The sequence below is a fragment of the Phaeobacter porticola genome, from assembly GCF_001888185.1.
Classification (GTDB): domain Bacteria; phylum Pseudomonadota; class Alphaproteobacteria; order Rhodobacterales; family Rhodobacteraceae; genus Phaeobacter; species Phaeobacter porticola.
The window spans coordinates 2,190,510-2,206,671 of sequence record NZ_CP016364.1 but is presented as its reverse complement, the minus strand read 5'-3'; the positions used below and the strand labels follow the sequence as shown (position 1 = coordinate 2,206,671).

General features: G+C 60.7%; 13 protein-coding genes and 1 pseudogene. 9 read left to right on the top strand and 5 right to left on the bottom strand.

Annotated features, from left to right (window positions below; all coding sequences use genetic code 11):
- Positions 1 to 28: 28 nt before the first annotated feature.
- A complete protein-coding gene (locus PhaeoP97_RS10585) occupies positions 29 to 841 on the top strand; it encodes a TIGR00282 family metallophosphoesterase (RefSeq protein WP_072505028.1) in 813 nt (270 codons plus the stop codon).
- Between the two features lie 278 nt (positions 842 to 1,119).
- Positions 1,120 to 2,898, top strand: a complete 1,779-nt coding sequence (locus tag PhaeoP97_RS10575) for an SLC13 family permease (protein ID WP_072506421.1) — start codon at positions 1,120 to 1,122, stop codon at positions 2,896 to 2,898.
- 41 nt (positions 2,899 to 2,939) lie between these two features.
- Here PhaeoP97_RS10575 and PhaeoP97_RS10570 read toward each other — a convergent pair.
- Together PhaeoP97_RS10570 and PhaeoP97_RS10565 are read right to left on the bottom strand one after the other, a co-directional pair.
- Positions 2,940 to 4,205: pseudogene (locus tag PhaeoP97_RS10570) on the bottom strand (FAD-binding dehydrogenase); the annotation flags it as partial.
- Positions 4,206 to 4,325: 120 nt separating this feature from the next.
- A complete protein-coding gene (locus tag PhaeoP97_RS10565) occupies positions 4,326 to 6,101 on the bottom strand; it encodes an SLC13 family permease (RefSeq protein WP_072505026.1) in 1,776 nt (591 codons plus the stop codon).
- Between the two features lie 190 nt (positions 6,102 to 6,291).
- Between PhaeoP97_RS10565 and PhaeoP97_RS10560 the strand changes: the two genes are divergently transcribed.
- On the top strand, positions 6,292 to 7,032 hold the full coding sequence (locus tag PhaeoP97_RS10560) for a YebC/PmpR family DNA-binding transcriptional regulator (protein WP_024096685.1): 741 nt from the start codon (positions 6,292 to 6,294) through the stop codon (positions 7,030 to 7,032).
- A 101-nt stretch (positions 7,033 to 7,133) separates the two neighbouring features.
- A complete protein-coding gene (locus PhaeoP97_RS10555) occupies positions 7,134 to 7,604 on the top strand; it encodes a GNAT family N-acetyltransferase (RefSeq protein ID WP_072505025.1) in 471 nt (156 codons plus the stop codon).
- Positions 7,605 to 7,607: 3 nt separating this feature from the next.
- On the opposite strand, the gene PhaeoP97_RS10550 is transcribed toward PhaeoP97_RS10555, so the two are convergent.
- Both PhaeoP97_RS10550 and PhaeoP97_RS10545 read right to left on the bottom strand, forming a co-directional pair.
- A complete protein-coding gene (locus PhaeoP97_RS10550) occupies positions 7,608 to 8,528 on the bottom strand; it encodes a COG3904 family protein (protein WP_083570356.1) in 921 nt (306 codons plus the stop codon).
- A 20-nt stretch (positions 8,529 to 8,548) separates the two neighbouring features.
- Complete coding sequence (locus tag PhaeoP97_RS10545) at positions 8,549 to 9,433, bottom strand: LysR family transcriptional regulator ArgP (RefSeq protein ID WP_072505024.1); 885 nt, start codon at positions 9,431 to 9,433, stop codon at positions 8,549 to 8,551.
- 114 nt (positions 9,434 to 9,547) lie between these two features.
- Here PhaeoP97_RS10545 and PhaeoP97_RS10540 point away from each other — a divergent pair, with 114 nt between their 5' ends.
- From PhaeoP97_RS10540 to PhaeoP97_RS10530, 3 genes are all read left to right on the top strand, one after another.
- Positions 9,548 to 10,153, top strand: a complete 606-nt coding sequence (locus tag PhaeoP97_RS10540) for a LysE/ArgO family amino acid transporter (RefSeq protein WP_072505023.1) — start codon at positions 9,548 to 9,550, stop codon at positions 10,151 to 10,153.
- A gap of 234 nt (positions 10,154 to 10,387) precedes the next feature.
- Positions 10,388 to 11,248, top strand: coding sequence for a DMT family transporter (locus PhaeoP97_RS10535; protein WP_072506419.1), 861 nt, complete (start codon positions 10,388 to 10,390; stop codon positions 11,246 to 11,248).
- A 103-nt stretch (positions 11,249 to 11,351) separates the two neighbouring features.
- Complete coding sequence (locus PhaeoP97_RS10530) at positions 11,352 to 12,467, top strand: DUF1036 domain-containing protein (RefSeq protein ID WP_072505022.1); 1,116 nt, start codon at positions 11,352 to 11,354, stop codon at positions 12,465 to 12,467.
- A 55-nt stretch (positions 12,468 to 12,522) separates the two neighbouring features.
- Here PhaeoP97_RS10530 and betI read toward each other — a convergent pair whose 3' ends face one another.
- Complete coding sequence (betI, locus tag PhaeoP97_RS10525) at positions 12,523 to 13,098, bottom strand: choline-binding transcriptional repressor BetI (RefSeq protein WP_072505021.1); 576 nt, start codon at positions 13,096 to 13,098, stop codon at positions 12,523 to 12,525.
- 160 nt (positions 13,099 to 13,258) lie between these two features.
- Between betI and PhaeoP97_RS10520 the strand changes: the two genes are divergently transcribed.
- Positions 13,259 to 14,467, top strand: coding sequence for a choline transporter (locus PhaeoP97_RS10520; protein WP_027246937.1), 1,209 nt, complete (start codon positions 13,259 to 13,261; stop codon positions 14,465 to 14,467).
- A gap of 181 nt (positions 14,468 to 14,648) precedes the next feature.
- Positions 14,649 to 16,157, top strand: a complete 1,509-nt coding sequence (gene betC, locus PhaeoP97_RS10515; protein WP_072505020.1) for a choline-sulfatase — start codon at positions 14,649 to 14,651, stop codon at positions 16,155 to 16,157.
- Positions 16,158 to 16,162 lie beyond the last annotated feature (5 nt).

Sequence of the window (16,162 nt, the reverse complement as noted above, 5' to 3'; positions counted from 1 at the left end):
GAGCCCAGCAACGGCGTACCACGCCAGGATGCGACTATTATTTCTTGGCGATGTCATGGGCCGTGCGGGACGCAAGGCCATTTCCGAAAACCTCCCGCAGATGCGCAAGGACTGGCGGCTCGACTTTGTCGTGGTCAATGGCGAGAACGCGTCCAATGGCATGGGGCTGAATGGCGAACACGCCAAAGCGCTGCTGGATGCGGGGGCCGATTGTCTGACCCTTGGCGATCATGCCTTTGACCAGAAGGACATGTTGCAGGCCATCGAGAAAGAGCCGCGTATTATCCGGCCGCTAAATTTTGCCAAAAACGCACCTGGGCGCGGCTACCGGCTGTTCAACGCCCCCGGCGGGCGCAAGGTGCTGGTGGTGCAGGCGCTGGGGCAGGTGTTCATGAAACGCGCCTATGATGATCCCTTTGGTGCGGTGGAGGCGGTGCTGAAATCGCATCCACGCGGCGGTCTGGCGCAGGCGGTGATCGTGGACATGCACTGCGAAGCCACATCCGAGAAGATGGCCATGGGGCATTTCTGCAATGGACGCGCTTCGCTGGTTGTGGGCACCCATACCCATGTGCCGACGGGCGATGCACAGATCCTGTCCGAGGGCACCGGCTACCTGACAGATGCGGGCATGTGCGGCGACTATAACTCCGTGATCGGCATGGAGAAGGCTGAGCCGATGCGCCGCTTCCTGACCGGAATGCCCAAGAACCGCTTTACCCCCGCAGAAGGCTCCGCAACCCTGTCCGGCGTTTTCGTGGAAACCGATGACCGGACAGGCGCGGCGAAATCAATCCGCATGATCCGCGTTGGCGGCCTGTTGGAACAGGCAATCCCCTGAGGCAAGCTCTGCTCATGCGGTTTGCAACGTGCTGTGCTCCGCAAAAAATACGCGCAGGGCAGGGGGATACTTGCCTGCCTATGCGCGCAAAACCCGAACCCTGTTCGCAAACAGCTGATAAATCAGGGCTATGCAAACCGGTTGCAGAGCGAGCCCCTTGCCTCGGCTGACAAGATCAGGTTCACTCCTTTGGGCCGCGCGAAGATGAATGCGGCCATGGCAGTTCTTTTCGGTTTGCGATGATTAATCTTTCAACCTCTTGGATGTCTTTACCCCTGATGCAGTTTCTTCCCCTTGGTGAGACCGGCGGCGCGGTTTTGACGCTGCTGATCGTGGTGGCGATGTTTGCTGCTTTCCTGCGTGAAACCTTCCCGACCGAGGTGGTGGCGCTGGCGGGTGTATCCGTGATGCTGGCAACCGGTGTTCTACCCTATCAGGCGGCGCTGCCGGTGCTGTCAAACCCGGCGCCCTGGACGATTGCGGCCATGTTTATCATCATGGGTGCCTTGGTGCGCACCGGCGCGCTGGATGCTTTTACCGCGCAAGCCCGCAAGCAGGCGGAGGTCAATCCGAAGCTGGCCATCGCTCTGTTGATGGTCTTTGTTGTTGTCGCCTCTGCCGTTGTGTCGAATACGCCGGTTGTGGTGGTGATGATCCCGGTATTCATTCAGATTTCGCGCACGATGAAGGTCTCCGCCTCCAAGATGCTGATTCCGCTCAGCTATGCGGCTATCCTTGGCGGTACGCTGACGCTGATCGGTACGTCTACCAACCTGCTGGTTGACGGTGTCGCACGGGCGCAGGGGTTGGCGCCTTTCACCATTTTTGAGGTCACGCCGCTCGGCATCATTCTGGTGATCTGGGGCATGATCTATCTGCGTTTCATCGCGCCGCGCCTGCTGCCGGATCGTAGCAGCATGGCAAGCCTGCTCAGCGACCGCTCACGGATGAAATTCTTTACCGAGGCGGTGATCCCCCCCGAAAGCAACCTTATCGGCCGCGAGGTCACCGGTGTGCAGCTGTTCAAACGTCAGGGCGTGCGGCTGATTGATGTCATTCGCGGTGATATATCGCTGCGCAACGCGCTTAAGGGGGTGGAGCTGCAGGTGGGGGATCGCGTGGTGCTGCGCACGCAGATGACCGAACTCCTCAGCCTGCAACGCAACAAAGAACTGAAACGCGTCGATCAGGTCTCCACCGTGGAAACGGAAACCGTCGAGGTGCTGATCACCCCTGGCTGCCGCATGGTGGGCCGCTCGCTGGGGGCGATGCGCCTGCGCCGCCGCTACGGTGTTTATACGCTGGCGGTGCATCGTCGGAACCAGAATATCGGTGTTCAGCTGGAGGATCTGGTGGTGCGGGTCGGCGATACCCTGCTGCTGGAAGGCAACGCTGAAGATATCCAGCGCCTTGCTGCGGATATGGATATGGCGGCGGTGTCGCAGCCGTCTGTGCGCGCCTATCGTCGCCGTCATGCGCCCATCGCGATTGTCGCACTGATCGGTATCGTTGTGCTGGCAGCGCTTGGCGTGGCGCCGATCCTGTTGTTGTCGGTGCTTGCTGTCTCCACCGTGTTGATCACCCGCTGTATTGACGCGGATGAGGCCTTCTCTTTTGTTGACGGTCGCCTGCTGACGCTGATCTTCGCGATGCTGGCCATCGGGGCCGCCTTGGAAAGCTCCGGAGCAGTTCGGTTGATCGTCGATGCGGTAGCGCCCTCACTCTCGGTGCTGCCGCCGTTCCTGCTGGTCTGGGCGGTCTACCTGCTGACCTCAATACTGACAGAGCTGGTCTCGAACAATGCCGTGGCCGTGGTGGTGACCCCCATCGCAGTGGGGCTGGCGCAGGCCATGGGCATTGATCCGCGCCCCTTGGTGGTGGCGGTGATGGTGGCGGCCTCGGCTTCTTTCGCGACGCCAATCGGCTATCAGACCAACATGCTGGTCTATGGCCCGGGCGGTTACAAGTTCACAGATTTTCTGCGCGTCGGCATTCCGCTGAACTTTAGCGTCGGCCTCTTGGCATCCATCCTGATCCCGGTCTTCTGGCCGCTTTAACAGCGGTCAGTAAGGGGTTGTTAACCATGATTTATGTCAGTTCAGGCAATCGCACGTGATTGTCCGGCCTGACGGCCGGTAAACAGACACCCACCAAGGAAACTGCCCTCCAGCGCGTTGTAGCCGTGATAGCCGCCACCGCCAAAGCCTGCGACCTCTCCGGCAGCAAACAATCCCGGCACCGTGGCGCCATCCGCGCCAATCAGCTGCCCGTCGAGATCGGTCTGCAAGCCGCCCAGTGACTTGCGCGTCAGAATGTTCAGCCGCACAGCGATCAACGGCCCATTGGCACGGTCCAGCAGGCGATGCGGTTTGGCGGTGCGGATCAGCCGGTCGCCCCGGTAGTTGCGCGCGGCATTGATCGCAATCAGCTGCGCGTCCTTGGCAAAGGGATTGTCGGCCTGCGCATCGCGCGCTTCGATTTGACGCCGCAGATGGGTTTCCTCCAGCGGCAGTTCCCCCAGTTCATTCATGCCTGCGACCAGTTCGCTCAGCGTATCGGCGACCACAAAATCCGCACCATGTTTCTTGAAGGCCTCAACCGGGGCCGGGGCCTTGCCCCGCGACAACAGCCGCGCGCGCAGCACCTCGCCCCATTTGCCAGCGGTCAGATCCGGGTTCTGCTCGGACCCCGACAGGGCAAATTCCTTTTGAATGATTTTCTGACTGAGGATGAACCAGCTGTAATCCTGCCCGGTCTTCAGGATTTCGCGCAGGGTGCCCAGCGTGTCGAACCCCGGCAAATAAGGCGCGGGCAGGCGGTCGCCTCTGGCGTCAAACCACATCGAAGAAGGCCCCGGCAGGATGCGGATGCCGTGGTTGGGCCAGATTGGATCCCAGTTGCGCAGCCCTTCGGTGTAGTGCCACATCCGGTCGGCATTGATGACATGGCCGCCTGCGGCTTCTGTAATGGGGATCATCCGCCCATCCACATGAAAGGGCACACCGGACACCATGCGGCGCGGCGCAGGCCCCAGCCGATCCACCGGCCAGTTCTTGCGCACAGCATCCAGATTGCCACCAATCCCGCCAGAGGCGACCAGCACCGACGGCGCATAGACCTCAAACTCGCCAATCTCCTGCCGGTTGGTGCGCGCGCCCTGCGGGGCATCGTCAGAGGCCAGAACCTCGCCAGAGACGCCTTTGACGATGCCGCCCTGGGTGATGATATGGCTGACCTGATGGCGAAACCGCGGCTGGATCAAACCGGCCTCGATATGGGCCTCAACCCGCTCGGCAAAGGGGGCGACCACGCCGGGCCCGGTGCCCCAGGTCAGGTGGAAGCGCGGCACCGAATTGCCGTTGCCTGTCCCATGGCGTGCCTTCGCTGTTGGTCCCCGTGTTGGGATCAGCCTAAGCGTGCAGAGGGTAAAGGCGCAAACTCTGCGCGCCCTGCCGTTGGGTCATATCCGCGTTGATCCGCCTGTTCAAAGCGGCCAGAACAGCAAGATTGACGGGATAGATACGGCGATGACCAGCACCTCCAGCGGCAGGCCAATGCGCCAGTAGTCGCCAAAGTGATAGCCGCCGGGACCCAGAACCAGCGTGTTGTTCTTATGCCCGATAGGGGTGAGGAAGGCTGCGGAGGCCGCCACCGCCACCGCCATCAGGAACGGATCAGGCGACACGCCAAGGCTGGTGGCCATCTGGATGCCGACAGGGGCCGCCACAATGGCCGTGGCGGTGTTGTTCAGCACATCCGACAGCGTCATGGTGACCACCATCAACACCGTCAGAATGGCCCAGGCGGGCATCCCATTGGTCAGCGTTAGCAGGCTTTCAGCAATCAGAGCCGTCCCACCGGCGCTGTCTAAGGCTGCCCCCAATGGGATCATGGATCCCAGCAGCACAACCACCGGCCATTCGATATGGTCGTATAATTCGGCCAGCGGCAGGATCTTGGTCAGCACATAGGCCACCACCACCAGTCCCAGCGCAATTGGCAGGTAGATAATCCCCAGCGAAGCCGCCAATACCGCGCCTGCAAAGAGGCCAATCGCCAGCCAGGTCTTGTCATTGGCGGTCACCGACAGACCGCGCTCCGCCAGCGGCAGGCAGCCCAGCCATTCGGTGACATCGGCGCCGCGATCGCGCGGACACAGCAGCAGCAGGATATCCCCGGCCTCAATCTGTTCCTGGCGGATATGCCGGGTCAGGCGGCGACCCTGCCGCGCCAGCCCCATCAACACGGTATTCTGCCGCCAGGCCAGCCCCAGGGCCTGCGCGCTGCGCCCCTTGATGCGGGCGGTTTCCGGCACCACCACCTCGACCAGTTCCAGCCCATCGCCGACTGCGCCCAGCTTTTCCTGCCGTGCTGCATCGGCGAAGTCGAGCGAGGCGGCGGTGCGGAATTCATCCAGCGCTTCCGGTGTGGCCTCCAGCACCAGCGCGTCACCGGCCCGCAACAGCTGACCTGCTGCGCGGCCATACAGGCGCTTGCCATCACGGATCAGACCCAGGATCGCCACATCGGCCTTCTCGGCCTCTTTGTCGAATTCGCCCAGCCGCTGGCCGATCATCTCTGAACCTTCCGGCACGGTCAGCTCGGCTATATACTGGGACAGCTGCGCCTCTGACGCGCCCGCCGCATTCTGGCGCAGCGGGATCAGACGCCAGCCGATCAGCGCCACAAACAGCAACCCCGCCAGCGCCGCGATGCCGCCCACCGGGGCAAAATCGAACATCCCGAACGGCTCACCCAGGGTTTCGGCCCGGATCGAGGCAATGATGATATTGGGCGGCGTGCCGATCAGCGTCGCCATCCCGCCCAGAATGGTGGCAAAGGACAGCGGCATCAGGCTCATCCCCGGCGTGCGTCCCGCCTTGCGCGCGGTCTGGATGTCCACCGGCATCAGCAGCGCCAGTGCGGCCACATTGTTCATGAACGCTGACAGAACCGCGCCGATCCCGCCCATCAGCGTGATATGCGCGCCCAGACTACGGCTGCTGTCCACCAAAGTGCGGGTGATCAGAAACACCGCCCCCGAGCGCACCAGCCCGGCCGAGACCACCAGCACCAATGCCACTACCAATGTGGCCGGGTGGCCAAATCCGGCAAAGGCGTCATTGGCTGGCACCACGCCCAGAACCACCGCCACCATCAACGCGGAAAACGCCACGATATCATAGCGATACCTCCCCCACAGCAGCAGGCCAAACACAGCGGCAAAGAGGGCGAACAAAACGATCTGGTCAAATGTCATGGCGCCACTCTAGCCGCTGGGGCGGGCGGGGCAACCACCACATTTCGGTAATGGGACACAGCCTACGAGAGGCGCGCGCATGTGATTGGGGCGCGCTGGTGGGGGCAGGGTGCATATGGGGCGCTTGAAAGCCCCCCGGTGTCGGGGCTATATGGGCGCCAGATCGAAATTGAAGCAGCAAGGATGCACCATGGCAGGCCATTCCAAATGGGCGAATATCCAGCACCGCAAGGGCCGTCAGGACGCCGCGCGGTCGAAATTGTTCTCGAAACTCTCCAAGGAAATCACCGTCGCCGCCAAAATGGGCGACCCCGATCCTGAGAAAAACCCGCGTCTGCGTCTGGCGGTAAAAGAAGCCAAGAGCCAATCCGTCCCCAAGGATGTGATTGATCGCGCGATCAAGAAATCCACTGCCGGTGAAGGCGACGATTACGAAGAAATCCGCTATGAGGGCTATGGCCCGAATGGTGTGGCGGTCATCGTCGAAGCCATGACCGACAACCGCAACCGCACCGCCTCTACCGTGCGCTCCACCTTCTCCAAGAACGGTGGCAACCTCGGGGAAACCGGCTCGGTTGGCTTTATGTTCGACCGCAAGGGTGAGGTGACCTACCCGGCGACGGTCGGCGACGCGGACACCGTGATGATGGCCGCGATCGAGGCGGGCGCTGAGGATGTCGACAGCTCCGAAGATGGCCATATCATCTACTGTGCCGACACCGACCTCAACGAGGTGTCCAACGCGCTGGAAGGTGAGCTGGGCGAGTCCGACTCGACCAAGCTGGTGTGGAAACCCACCACCACCACCGAGCTGGATCTCGAAGGCATGCAGAAGCTGATGAAACTGGTGGATGCGCTGGAAGACGACGACGACGTGCAGCGCGTCACCACCAACTTTGAAGCCTCCGACGAGGTGATGGAGCAGCTGTAAACCGCGGCTGCGACAATGAGAACGCCTGAGGCCCGCCGGACTGGCGGGCCTTTTTCGTCTGCACAATGGCTGCAGGCCCTATGCTGTAGAAGGATAAAGTCATGAATATCAGACCTTTCCGCCCCGAAGATGCCGCAGCGCTGGCGCAGATTTTTCACGCTGCCGTGCATGGCGTGAGCGCGCGGGACTACAGCCCGGAGCAATGCGCCGCCTGGAGCCCGGAACCAGCCCCGGCCAAAGCCTGGCAGGGCCGCGACAATGACGGGCGATTTGTTTTTGTCGCGGTGAATGATAGCGGTCAGCCACAGGGCTTCATAGAGCTGGAGCGTGACGGTCATATTGATTGCTTCTATTGCCACCCGGATGTTGCGGGCACCGGTGTCGGTCTTGCGCTTTATCAGCAGCTGGAAATCCGGGCAAGGGATCTGGGGTTGGGCAGCCTATATGTTGAGGCAAGCGAGGCCGCGAAGCGGTTTTTCACCCGGCAGGGCTTCACCGACGAGGGGCGCCGCGAGATTGAACGTCGCGGTGTTGCGCTGCATAACTACCGGATGACCAAGGTCCTGACCTGACGGTCAATTCTGCGTCAGGACGCCTGCATCACGGAGCTCGGTCGCATCCGGGAACCACATGTCATTGCTGGAGATTGAATATAGCCGGTCGGCAAACCCTGCGCTGATGCCTTGCCGCATCAAAAACGCCCGGTCGCGGTCCTGTTCTTTTTTCAGATCCAGCTGTGGCAACCCACCCGGATAGGCCAGTACATAAGAGTGGAACCCCAAGACGCCCTGATCGGCCAGCCTGCGCTGTTGCCCCGCCGCGAAGATCAACGTGCAGGCGGAGGCGCAGGTGCCCTCCGCCACCGTATCCAGCGCGCGCTCACGGATCAGCCGGGCCACGCCGCGGGCCTCATAGATCAGACCGCCGGGACCGCTCAGGGCGACCTCGCGCAGGGCGGGTGCATCTTCCATCATCGCCGCTATGCGGCGGGTCAGCCCATGCGGAATCTCCCCTGCAAAAATCAACCTCCGGCCATCCGGGGTGATCGACAAGTCATAAAGTGCCTCACGCGCCAGCCGTTCCTGTTCAGCATAATCCGGTTCAACCGGGGTCGAGGCGATCAGCACCGCGTCCCACCACAGGGTGACGGTGGCAAAGCCGGCAAAGAGAATGGCCAGATATCCGCCCCAGACCGGCGCCAGATGTCCGGTGTCGCGGATATGGGCATCCGCACTGCGCAGGAAACACCGCGCCTGCCATAGCAACAAAATCCCGTCCAGCAGCACCAATCCGTAGAGCAGCCGCAAGGGCAGAGTGATGACACTGTTCAGCAACGCCCATGTCAGCAGCACCACGATCCTTGGCAGAACCAGCTGCCATAGAAAGCTGCGCCCCAGTGTCAGAATGCGCAGCCGCTTTGGCGAGGTGCGGGCGGGGTCGGTTTTCAGGCAGGATAACCTGCCGTCCGTTTTGCTGGTGTCGTGATCCTCTGGCACTGTCTCCGTGCCCCCGGTGGTTAGATCGGCGTCAGATGCCGACGCGCTGATTTGAGCACGGCACGGGTCACATCGGCAAGGGCCGGGGCCAGAACCCGGCTCACCTGCCAGGTCAGCGGGACATCCAGCGGGGTGTTTGGGATCAGCGGGCACAGCTGCTCTGCTGCCAGATAGGGCGCCGCCAGCTGCTCGGGGTTCATTCCCCAGCCGACGCCTGCCAGTGCGGCATCGACAAAGGCCTGACTGGACGGCAGGAAATGGGCGGGGGGTGCAACCCCTTGTCCCACATGCGCGCCGAGCCAGCGCGCCTGCAGCTGATCCTTGGCATTAAATATGAGACAGGGCGCGCGCGTTGCGGCCTCTTGTGTCACGCCCTTGGCAAACCAGCGCTCCCGAAACCCTGGTGACGCCGTCGCAATATAGCGCAGCGCCCCCAATGGGTAGGCATCGCAGCCGGTCACCGGCTTGGAATGGGCCGTCACCGCCGCCGAAACCTCGCCCCGGCGCAGCCAGTCGGCGCTGTGATCCTGATCGTCGATCACCAGATCAAACAGCAGCCCGTCGCAGGCGGCCATCACCGGAACAAACCAGGTCGCCAAACTGTCCGCATTGATCGCCACCCGCAGGCGCGACGCACCGGGCGCGCGCTCCAGCCGCAGATCCTCTGACACAGCCGCTTCCAGCAAGGCCACATCCTCGGCGTGTTTGGCAATGCGAAGCCCGGCCTCCGTGCCAAGACAAGGGCTGCCGCGCTGCACCAGACTGCTGCCGATCCGATCCTCCAGCGCCTTGATCCGCTGCGAGATCGCTGAGGGCGTGACCAGCAGTGCCTGCGCCGCCGCCTCAAACGAGCCAAGCCGCAGGACCGCCGAGAGCGCGGCAAGGTGATTGGGATCGAATTTCATTAGCTCTGCTTAATTGAGGTTATTCGGATTAATTTGCGTACAGCACTTGGGCGGCGTAGTCAAAGTCGCAGATGCGGAGATCGGTCCGCGCAGACACCACCAAAGGATATCCCCATGCCCCCCAGTCTGATTGCCGGTTTCTTTCTGGGCCTCAGCCTCATCATGGCTATTGGCGCGCAAAACGCCTTTGTGCTGCGGCAGGGGCTGCGGCGGCAGCATGTGTTTTGGATCTGTTTCACCTGTGCCAGCTCCGATGCGCTGCTGATCACTGCCGGTGTTTTGGGGTTTGGCTCTCTCGCACTGGCGGTGCCATGGTTTGAGATGGCGATGCGCCTGGGCGGGGCGGCGTTTCTGCTGTGGTACGGCGCGCGCAGCCTGATGGCCGCATGGCGGGGCGGGGCGCATCTGGACAGTGCCGACGGGCAGGGGGCGCCGGTAACGCTCTGGCCGATGCTGGCAACGGTGCTGGCGCTGACCTGGCTCAATCCCCATGTCTATCTGGATACCGTGGTGCTGCTGGGCTCAATCTCGGCGCAATATCCGCAACCGCTGGTGTTCGGGCTGGGGGCTGCCGTATCTAGCTTCGTCTTCTTCTTCACGCTGGGTTATGGCGCCAGCTTTCTGGCCCCGGTCTTTGCCCGGCCCAGGGCGTGGCAGGTGCTGGATGTGCTGGTTGGCCTCACCATGTGGGCGATCGCGCTCAAGCTGTTGATGATGTGAACCTATTTGCCGGTCGTAACGGAGTGGTCACCTGCCAGCAATACAGATGGCGCGGTCAAATCTAGATATTTCATATGTGAAGGGTTGCCCTGCCCAAGACGCGGTGCTCTCATGCAGATCATGACCTCATCACCCAAAGATTACCCGACGCAGGCCGTCCCGGTGCAGAACGCCCCTTCCACCGTGGACCCGACGATGCCCGGTGCGAGCCAACCGCTAAAAGGGGTGTTCTGGATGTTGGTGACGGGCTTTTGCTTCGTTGCGGTAACAGCGCTGGTGAAATACCTCGGCGATCGCATCCCCCCGGCGGAATCTGCCTTTTTGCGTTACCTCTTGGGGCTGGTGTTCCTGGTTCCAATGATGGGCACGTTGCGCCGAACCCGGATCACCCGGCGGCTTTGGGGCCTGTTTGCGCTGCGTGGCTTTGTGCATACAGCGGGCGTGACGCTGTGGTTTTTTGCGATGACCCAGATCCCGCTGGCCGAGGTCACGGCGATGAACTACCTCTCACCGATCTATGTCTCTATTGGGGCTGCGCTGTTTCTGGGTGAACGGATGGCCCTGCGCCGGGTCGGGGCCATTCTGGTGGCACTGGCAGGAGCCTTGATCATTCTCCGCCCGGGTTTTCGAGAAATCGACGCAGGCCATATCGCCATGCTGTTCACGGCGCTGGCCTTTGGGGCGTCTTATCTGCTGGCGAAATCTACCGTGGATGGCACCAACCCTGTTGTTGTTGTGGCGATGCTGTCGATCTGGGTAACAGTGTTTCTGGCACCGCTCGCGGGCGCTGTTTGGGTCACGCCCAACCTGTGGGAGCTGGCGGTCCTGTTTGCGGTCGCCTGTTTTGCCACCGCAGGACATTACACAATGACGCTGGCCTTTGCGTCAGCACCGGTGACGGTGACACAGCCGGTCACCTTTCTCCAATTGCTCTGGGCCACGCTTCTGGGGGCGCTGGTCTTTGCCGAACCGGTGGACATCTGGGTAGTAGCAGGCGGCTGCCTGATCTTGGCTGCCGTCAGTTTCATCACCTGGCGCGAGGCAGTGCTAAAGCGTCGGGCCGTGACGCCAGCCAGCCTTGCAACAAAAGTGTGAAGGACCGGATCATGTCCATGGCAATTGTGATGGTGGACTTCGCAAATTCGTTACATTTCACTGTTAGAAATATCGAATAAATTCTGTAACAGAGGTGACAGACATGTGCGCCCGATTGGTCTTGGCGTTATTGCTCGCACCTCTGATGACAGGGGCAGCTGCGCCGATGGCTCAGGCTGCACCGGCCTATATCGGGCTCGAAGTCTGCAACGATACGCCAGTGCCCCAATCTGTAAGTCTGGCGTACCGGGATGATGGTCAGTGGCTCACCAAAGGATGGTGGCGTTTGCCACCCGCCAGCTGTCGACAGGTGCTTGAGGGCCGACTGCAAAACCGGTTTTATTATTTCCGCAGCACGGCGCCAGATTGGCAGTTTCTCGATGAGCGGATCAGTTTTTGCGTCGGCCCGGACGAATTCACCATTTACGGCGACCATGACTGCGCGATACGCGGTTACAAAAGCGCCTTTTTTGCCAAAATCGACACCCATGACCTGCGTGGCCGGGGGGCAGAGACGGCGAACAACACCGGCGCTCAGGCGTTTGTCTCTCAACTCAGCGCCCATTCACAGCCCATCGCTGGCCCAACTACCAACGGCGCGCTTGCTGGGATACCGGATGGGCGGGCCGTGCCTCCGCAGGGACAATATGGTCCGGGGTTTGTCAGCAATGTCACCTTTCTTGGGTGCGAAGAACGCGGCAGAGATGGCCAGGTGATTTGCAAATTCGTCACTGAGGATGGGCAGATCTGTGTCGAAGAAAACGGCATGACGTCCTCTGCAATCATCGACCGGTTGCAGGCGTTGGCTCCGGGCACTCCTGTTCAGATCTCGGGGGACAGGTTGGGCCAATTCGAGCGGATCACACAGGCGATGCTGCATGACGTCAAGCCACGTGATGAAACCGGGCTGGATGCGCTATTGTATCGTCTGGAGGGCGATTGGGTGTCGTTGGATGACGACTATGATCGTTTTGTCATCACGGGGGCAGAGCGGCGCAGTTTTTACGGCAAAATCGAAACCTCGGTCGAACTGATTTCGGTCCAAGGCGCTTGCGGCGACGCGTCGGGGCAGGGGCCTTATCTGATGGCGCAGGCCGAAGACGGCGGGCCGGTTCATTGCTACCGGATCATGTCTGTCACCGAGACAGAGCTGGACCTGTCCTACCTGCCACGTGGCACCCAATTGCGTTATCGCCGAAATGATATGCCCGTCAATTGAACCGATGCGGCGGGGCTGATGTGACCAATAGTCCGGACAGTAGACCGTGCAGCGGTCAGCCGATCACCAGATCAACCACCCGATGCGCGGCCCGGCGGGCCTGTTCCGAATCCAACGGTGCTTCGGATTGGGCCGCCTGTAGCCAGACACCATCCATGTAGCATTGCAAGGCATGGCGAGCTGTTTCAACGCGGTCACGGGATAAGAGGCGGTTCAACTCCGCCAGAAAATGGCTGCGCACGCGACTTCGGTTGATTCTGTGCAGCCGGGATAAGCGGGTCGAATATGGCGCGCTGGCCCAGAACTGCATCCACAGGCTACACTGTGCCACGCGGAACAAATCATCGTCAAAATTGGCATCCATTACCGCGTACAGCCGCTCTTTTGGGGTGCTGGCTGTTGCATATCCCCGGACCATGGCCTGACGCAGCTTGTTCAGAAGATGGCGCATCGTTGCTTCCATCAGCCCTTCCTTGGACCCGAAGTAGTAGTTGATTGACGCCGCTGAGGCCCCGGCCTCCTGCGCAATTTCCGCCATCGTAACAACGCCATAACCACGTCGGTGAACGGCGACGATGGTGGCTTCGATCAGCTCTTCATTGCGGATGTCACGAATTCTTTTTCTACCCATCCTGCAGTCTTGCGTCAGGTCGCTCTGCGTTTCAACTCCTGTTATGCGTATTCCGAATCTTGAATGGCCGTTTAAAAATAGGTTTAGAGCTGACTATTTTTCTGCTATGCCTGCCGCACACGTCAAAAGGGCGATCAACGCCCATCCAAGGGAGGGACGTATGACAACAATCATCTCAGCCGGGATCTTGCTGGCCTTTGCGCTGGTGATTTTCTGCGTGATCAAATGGTGGAACATGCGCATTGTCGGGGTCACCCCGGTGCCATTGTTCACCTTCATCGCAATCCTGTTCACCTCGGGTCTGGATGTGGGGCTTATCATGTTCCCGCTGGCCTTTGACTACCCGCTTTATGCGGATACCGCAGCAGAACCTGCCTATGCGTTCACCAATCCGCTGGCGCTTGAGTTCGGCTTCTGGGGCTTTCTGATCTGGGCTTTCTACTTCCTGACCTCATTCTACTTCTGCGCCATCGAACCGCGGGTGAAGTTTTTTGAGATCGGCATCGTGAAGCTGCTGAACAATTTGGTGATCATCACCACTTGTGCCTTCACCGGTGCGCTGTTCCTCATCTACATGCCTTATTATATCGCCGAAGTCGGCGACGGTGAGACGGTCATCCCGGCCTTCTACGTGATCTGCTTCCTGGTGATCCTGGCGGCGGCCTATTCCTCGACCGACATCAAATACGTCCGTATCCTGTCGGTGGGTTCGACCTTCCTGTTCTTCGCGCTGATCCTCGGCATGTGGGCTTATGCAGGTATGGGGCTTGGCGAATTCGTCTCGACTGCTGGCAATATCGGCGGCTACTTCGGCAATATCCATAAATTCATCCTGCCGCTGACCGAATACCATGAATTCTACCTGTTCTGGTGGTTTGCATGGTCGATCATGATTGGCCAGTTCACCTCGCGCTTTGTTGGCGGTCTGACCACATGGCAGCTGCTCGCCGCACTTCTGGTGTTCCCGTCGATCCCGCTCGCGGTGTGGTTCTCGGTGCTGTATTTCTACCACCTCAATACCATCCCGACCGCTGGTCTGATCAACTGGTCCATGACTGTGGTTGGCATCCTCTTCGTGATCAACTCGTTTGACTCGCTGATCCGCCTTTACACCGACAACATGAACCTCAGCGCCGAACGTCTGGGCAAGCTGCCTTATGTGCTTGGCAATGCGGTGGCGCTTTTTGCCCTGACGCTGGCCTTCCAGAGCCAGTGGTTGCAAATCCAGTGGGTTGGCACCGTGGTGATCGGCATCTACATCGCCTGCCTGATCTACATCTTCGTGAAGAAGCGTAGCGAAGTTGCGGCGATCACCACCTCGCCTGAGGAAAACACCCTCGACTTCGATCGTATCAAAACAGCCCACTAAAGACCGGGCGCCCCGGCCCGCCAGATGGCAGGGCCGGGGCCTTTCGCGGCATCGCCGCATTCAGACATCTGACAGGATTGGTTCTTTGTGTCGCGCGCCTCTGGCCCCGTAAAACACCACCTGTTGCAAGCTATCACCGGGCCCAAGGCCGCATTGCAAAGACAGAGGAGACGTTGGAAAGATGACCGCCCCGAATATCCTGATCGTGATGGTTGACCAGTTGAACGGCACGCTGTTCCCCGATGGTCCCGCTGATTTCCTGCATGCGCCCAACCTCAAAAAACTGGCGGCCCGCTCCACCCGTTTCAAAAACGCCTATACCGCTTCGCCCCTCTGTGCGCCGGGACGGGCGAGCTTCATGTCGGGTCAATTGCCGTCGCGCACCGGCGTCTATGACAATGCCGCTGAGTTCCGCAGTGATATCCCGACCTACGCCCACCACCTGCGCCGCGCGGGCTACTACACCTGCCTGTCCGGCAAAATGCACTTCGTCGGCCCTGATCAGATGCACGGGTTTGAGGACCGCCTGACCACCGATATCTACCCGGCCGATTTCGGCTGGACGCCGGATTATCGCAAACCGGGTGAGCGGATCGACTGGTGGTATCACAATATGGGATCGGTCACCGGCGCAGGCATCGCCGAGATTTCCAACCAGATGGAATATGACGATGAGGTCGCTTATCACGCCAAGGCCAAGCTTTATGATCTGGCGCGTGGCAAGGATGATCGCCCCTGGGCCCTGACCGTCAGCTTTACCCACCCGCATGACCCCTATGTGGCGCGCCGCAAATACTGGGATCTCTACGAGGATTGCGAGCATCTGCTGCCAGAGGTTCCGGCGATGGACTATGCCGACCACGACAACCACTCCAAACGGATCTTTGACGCCAACGACTGGCGCAGCTTTGATATCTCGGAAGAGGATATCAAACGCTCCCGCCGCGCCTATTTCGCCAATATCTCCTACCTTGATGACAAGATTGGCGAGATCCTTGAGGTGCTGGAAACCACCCGGCAAGAGGCGATTATCCTCTTTGTCTCTGACCACGGCGACATGCTGGGGGAGCGGGGATTGTGGTTCAAGATGAGCTTTTACGAAGGCTCCTCCCGCGTACCGCTGATGATTTCGGCACCAAATCTGCCTGCCGGGCTGATCGAGACGCCGGTGTCCACATTGGACGTGACCCCAACGCTGGGCGCGCTGGCCGGTGTAGATATGGCAGAGATTGAACCCTGGACAGACGGGCAGAACCTGCTGCCGCTGGCGATGGGCACAGAGCGCACCGAACCGGTTGCCGTGGAATACGCCGCGGAGGCCTCTTATGCGCCGCTGGTGTCGTTGCGGTATGGAAAATGGAAATACAACCGCTGCGCGCTGGACCCCGATCAGCTGTTCGATCTGGAGGCGGATCCGCAGGAGCTCAACAATCTGGCCGGCGACCCGGCCCATGCAGGCCCGCTGCAGACCTTGCGCGCCAAGTCCGAGGCCCGCTGGGATCTGGACCGCTTTGACGCAGAGGTCCGCGCCAGTCAGGCCCGCCGCTGGGTCGTCTACGAAGCCCTGCGCCAGGGCGGCTATTACCCATGGGACTACCAGCCGCTGCAAAAAGCATCCGAACGCTACATGCGCAACCATATGGATCTGAACGACGTTGAGGACGGCAACCGCTTTCCTCGCGGCGAATAGACCAC

Bases quoted from the DNA above. Each gene is read 5' to 3' on its own strand.
- PhaeoP97_RS10585 (WP_072505028.1), top strand. From the start codon at position 29: ATGCGACTATTATTTCTTGGCGATGTCATGGGCCGTGCGGGACGCAAG.
- PhaeoP97_RS10575 (WP_072506421.1), top strand. From the start codon at position 1,120: ATGCAGTTTCTTCCCCTTGGTGAGACCGGCGGCGCGGTTTTGACGCTG.
- PhaeoP97_RS10565 (WP_072505026.1), bottom strand. From the start codon at position 6,101: ATGACATTTGACCAGATCGTTTTGTTCGCCCTCTTTGCCGCTGTGTTT.
- PhaeoP97_RS10560 (WP_024096685.1), top strand. From the start codon at position 6,292: ATGGCAGGCCATTCCAAATGGGCGAATATCCAGCACCGCAAGGGCCGT.
- PhaeoP97_RS10555 (WP_072505025.1), top strand. From the start codon at position 7,134: ATGAATATCAGACCTTTCCGCCCCGAAGATGCCGCAGCGCTGGCGCAG.
- PhaeoP97_RS10545 (WP_072505024.1), bottom strand. From the start codon at position 9,433: ATGAAATTCGATCCCAATCACCTTGCCGCGCTCTCGGCGGTCCTGCGG.
- PhaeoP97_RS10540 (WP_072505023.1), top strand. From the start codon at position 9,548: ATGCCCCCCAGTCTGATTGCCGGTTTCTTTCTGGGCCTCAGCCTCATC.
- PhaeoP97_RS10535 (WP_072506419.1), top strand. From the start codon at position 10,388: ATGTTGGTGACGGGCTTTTGCTTCGTTGCGGTAACAGCGCTGGTGAAA.
- PhaeoP97_RS10530 (WP_072505022.1), top strand. From the start codon at position 11,352: ATGTGCGCCCGATTGGTCTTGGCGTTATTGCTCGCACCTCTGATGACA.
- betI (WP_072505021.1), bottom strand. From the start codon at position 13,098: ATGGGTAGAAAAAGAATTCGTGACATCCGCAATGAAGAGCTGATCGAA.
- PhaeoP97_RS10520 (WP_027246937.1), top strand. From the start codon at position 13,259: ATGACAACAATCATCTCAGCCGGGATCTTGCTGGCCTTTGCGCTGGTG.
- betC (WP_072505020.1), top strand. From the start codon at position 14,649: ATGACCGCCCCGAATATCCTGATCGTGATGGTTGACCAGTTGAACGGC.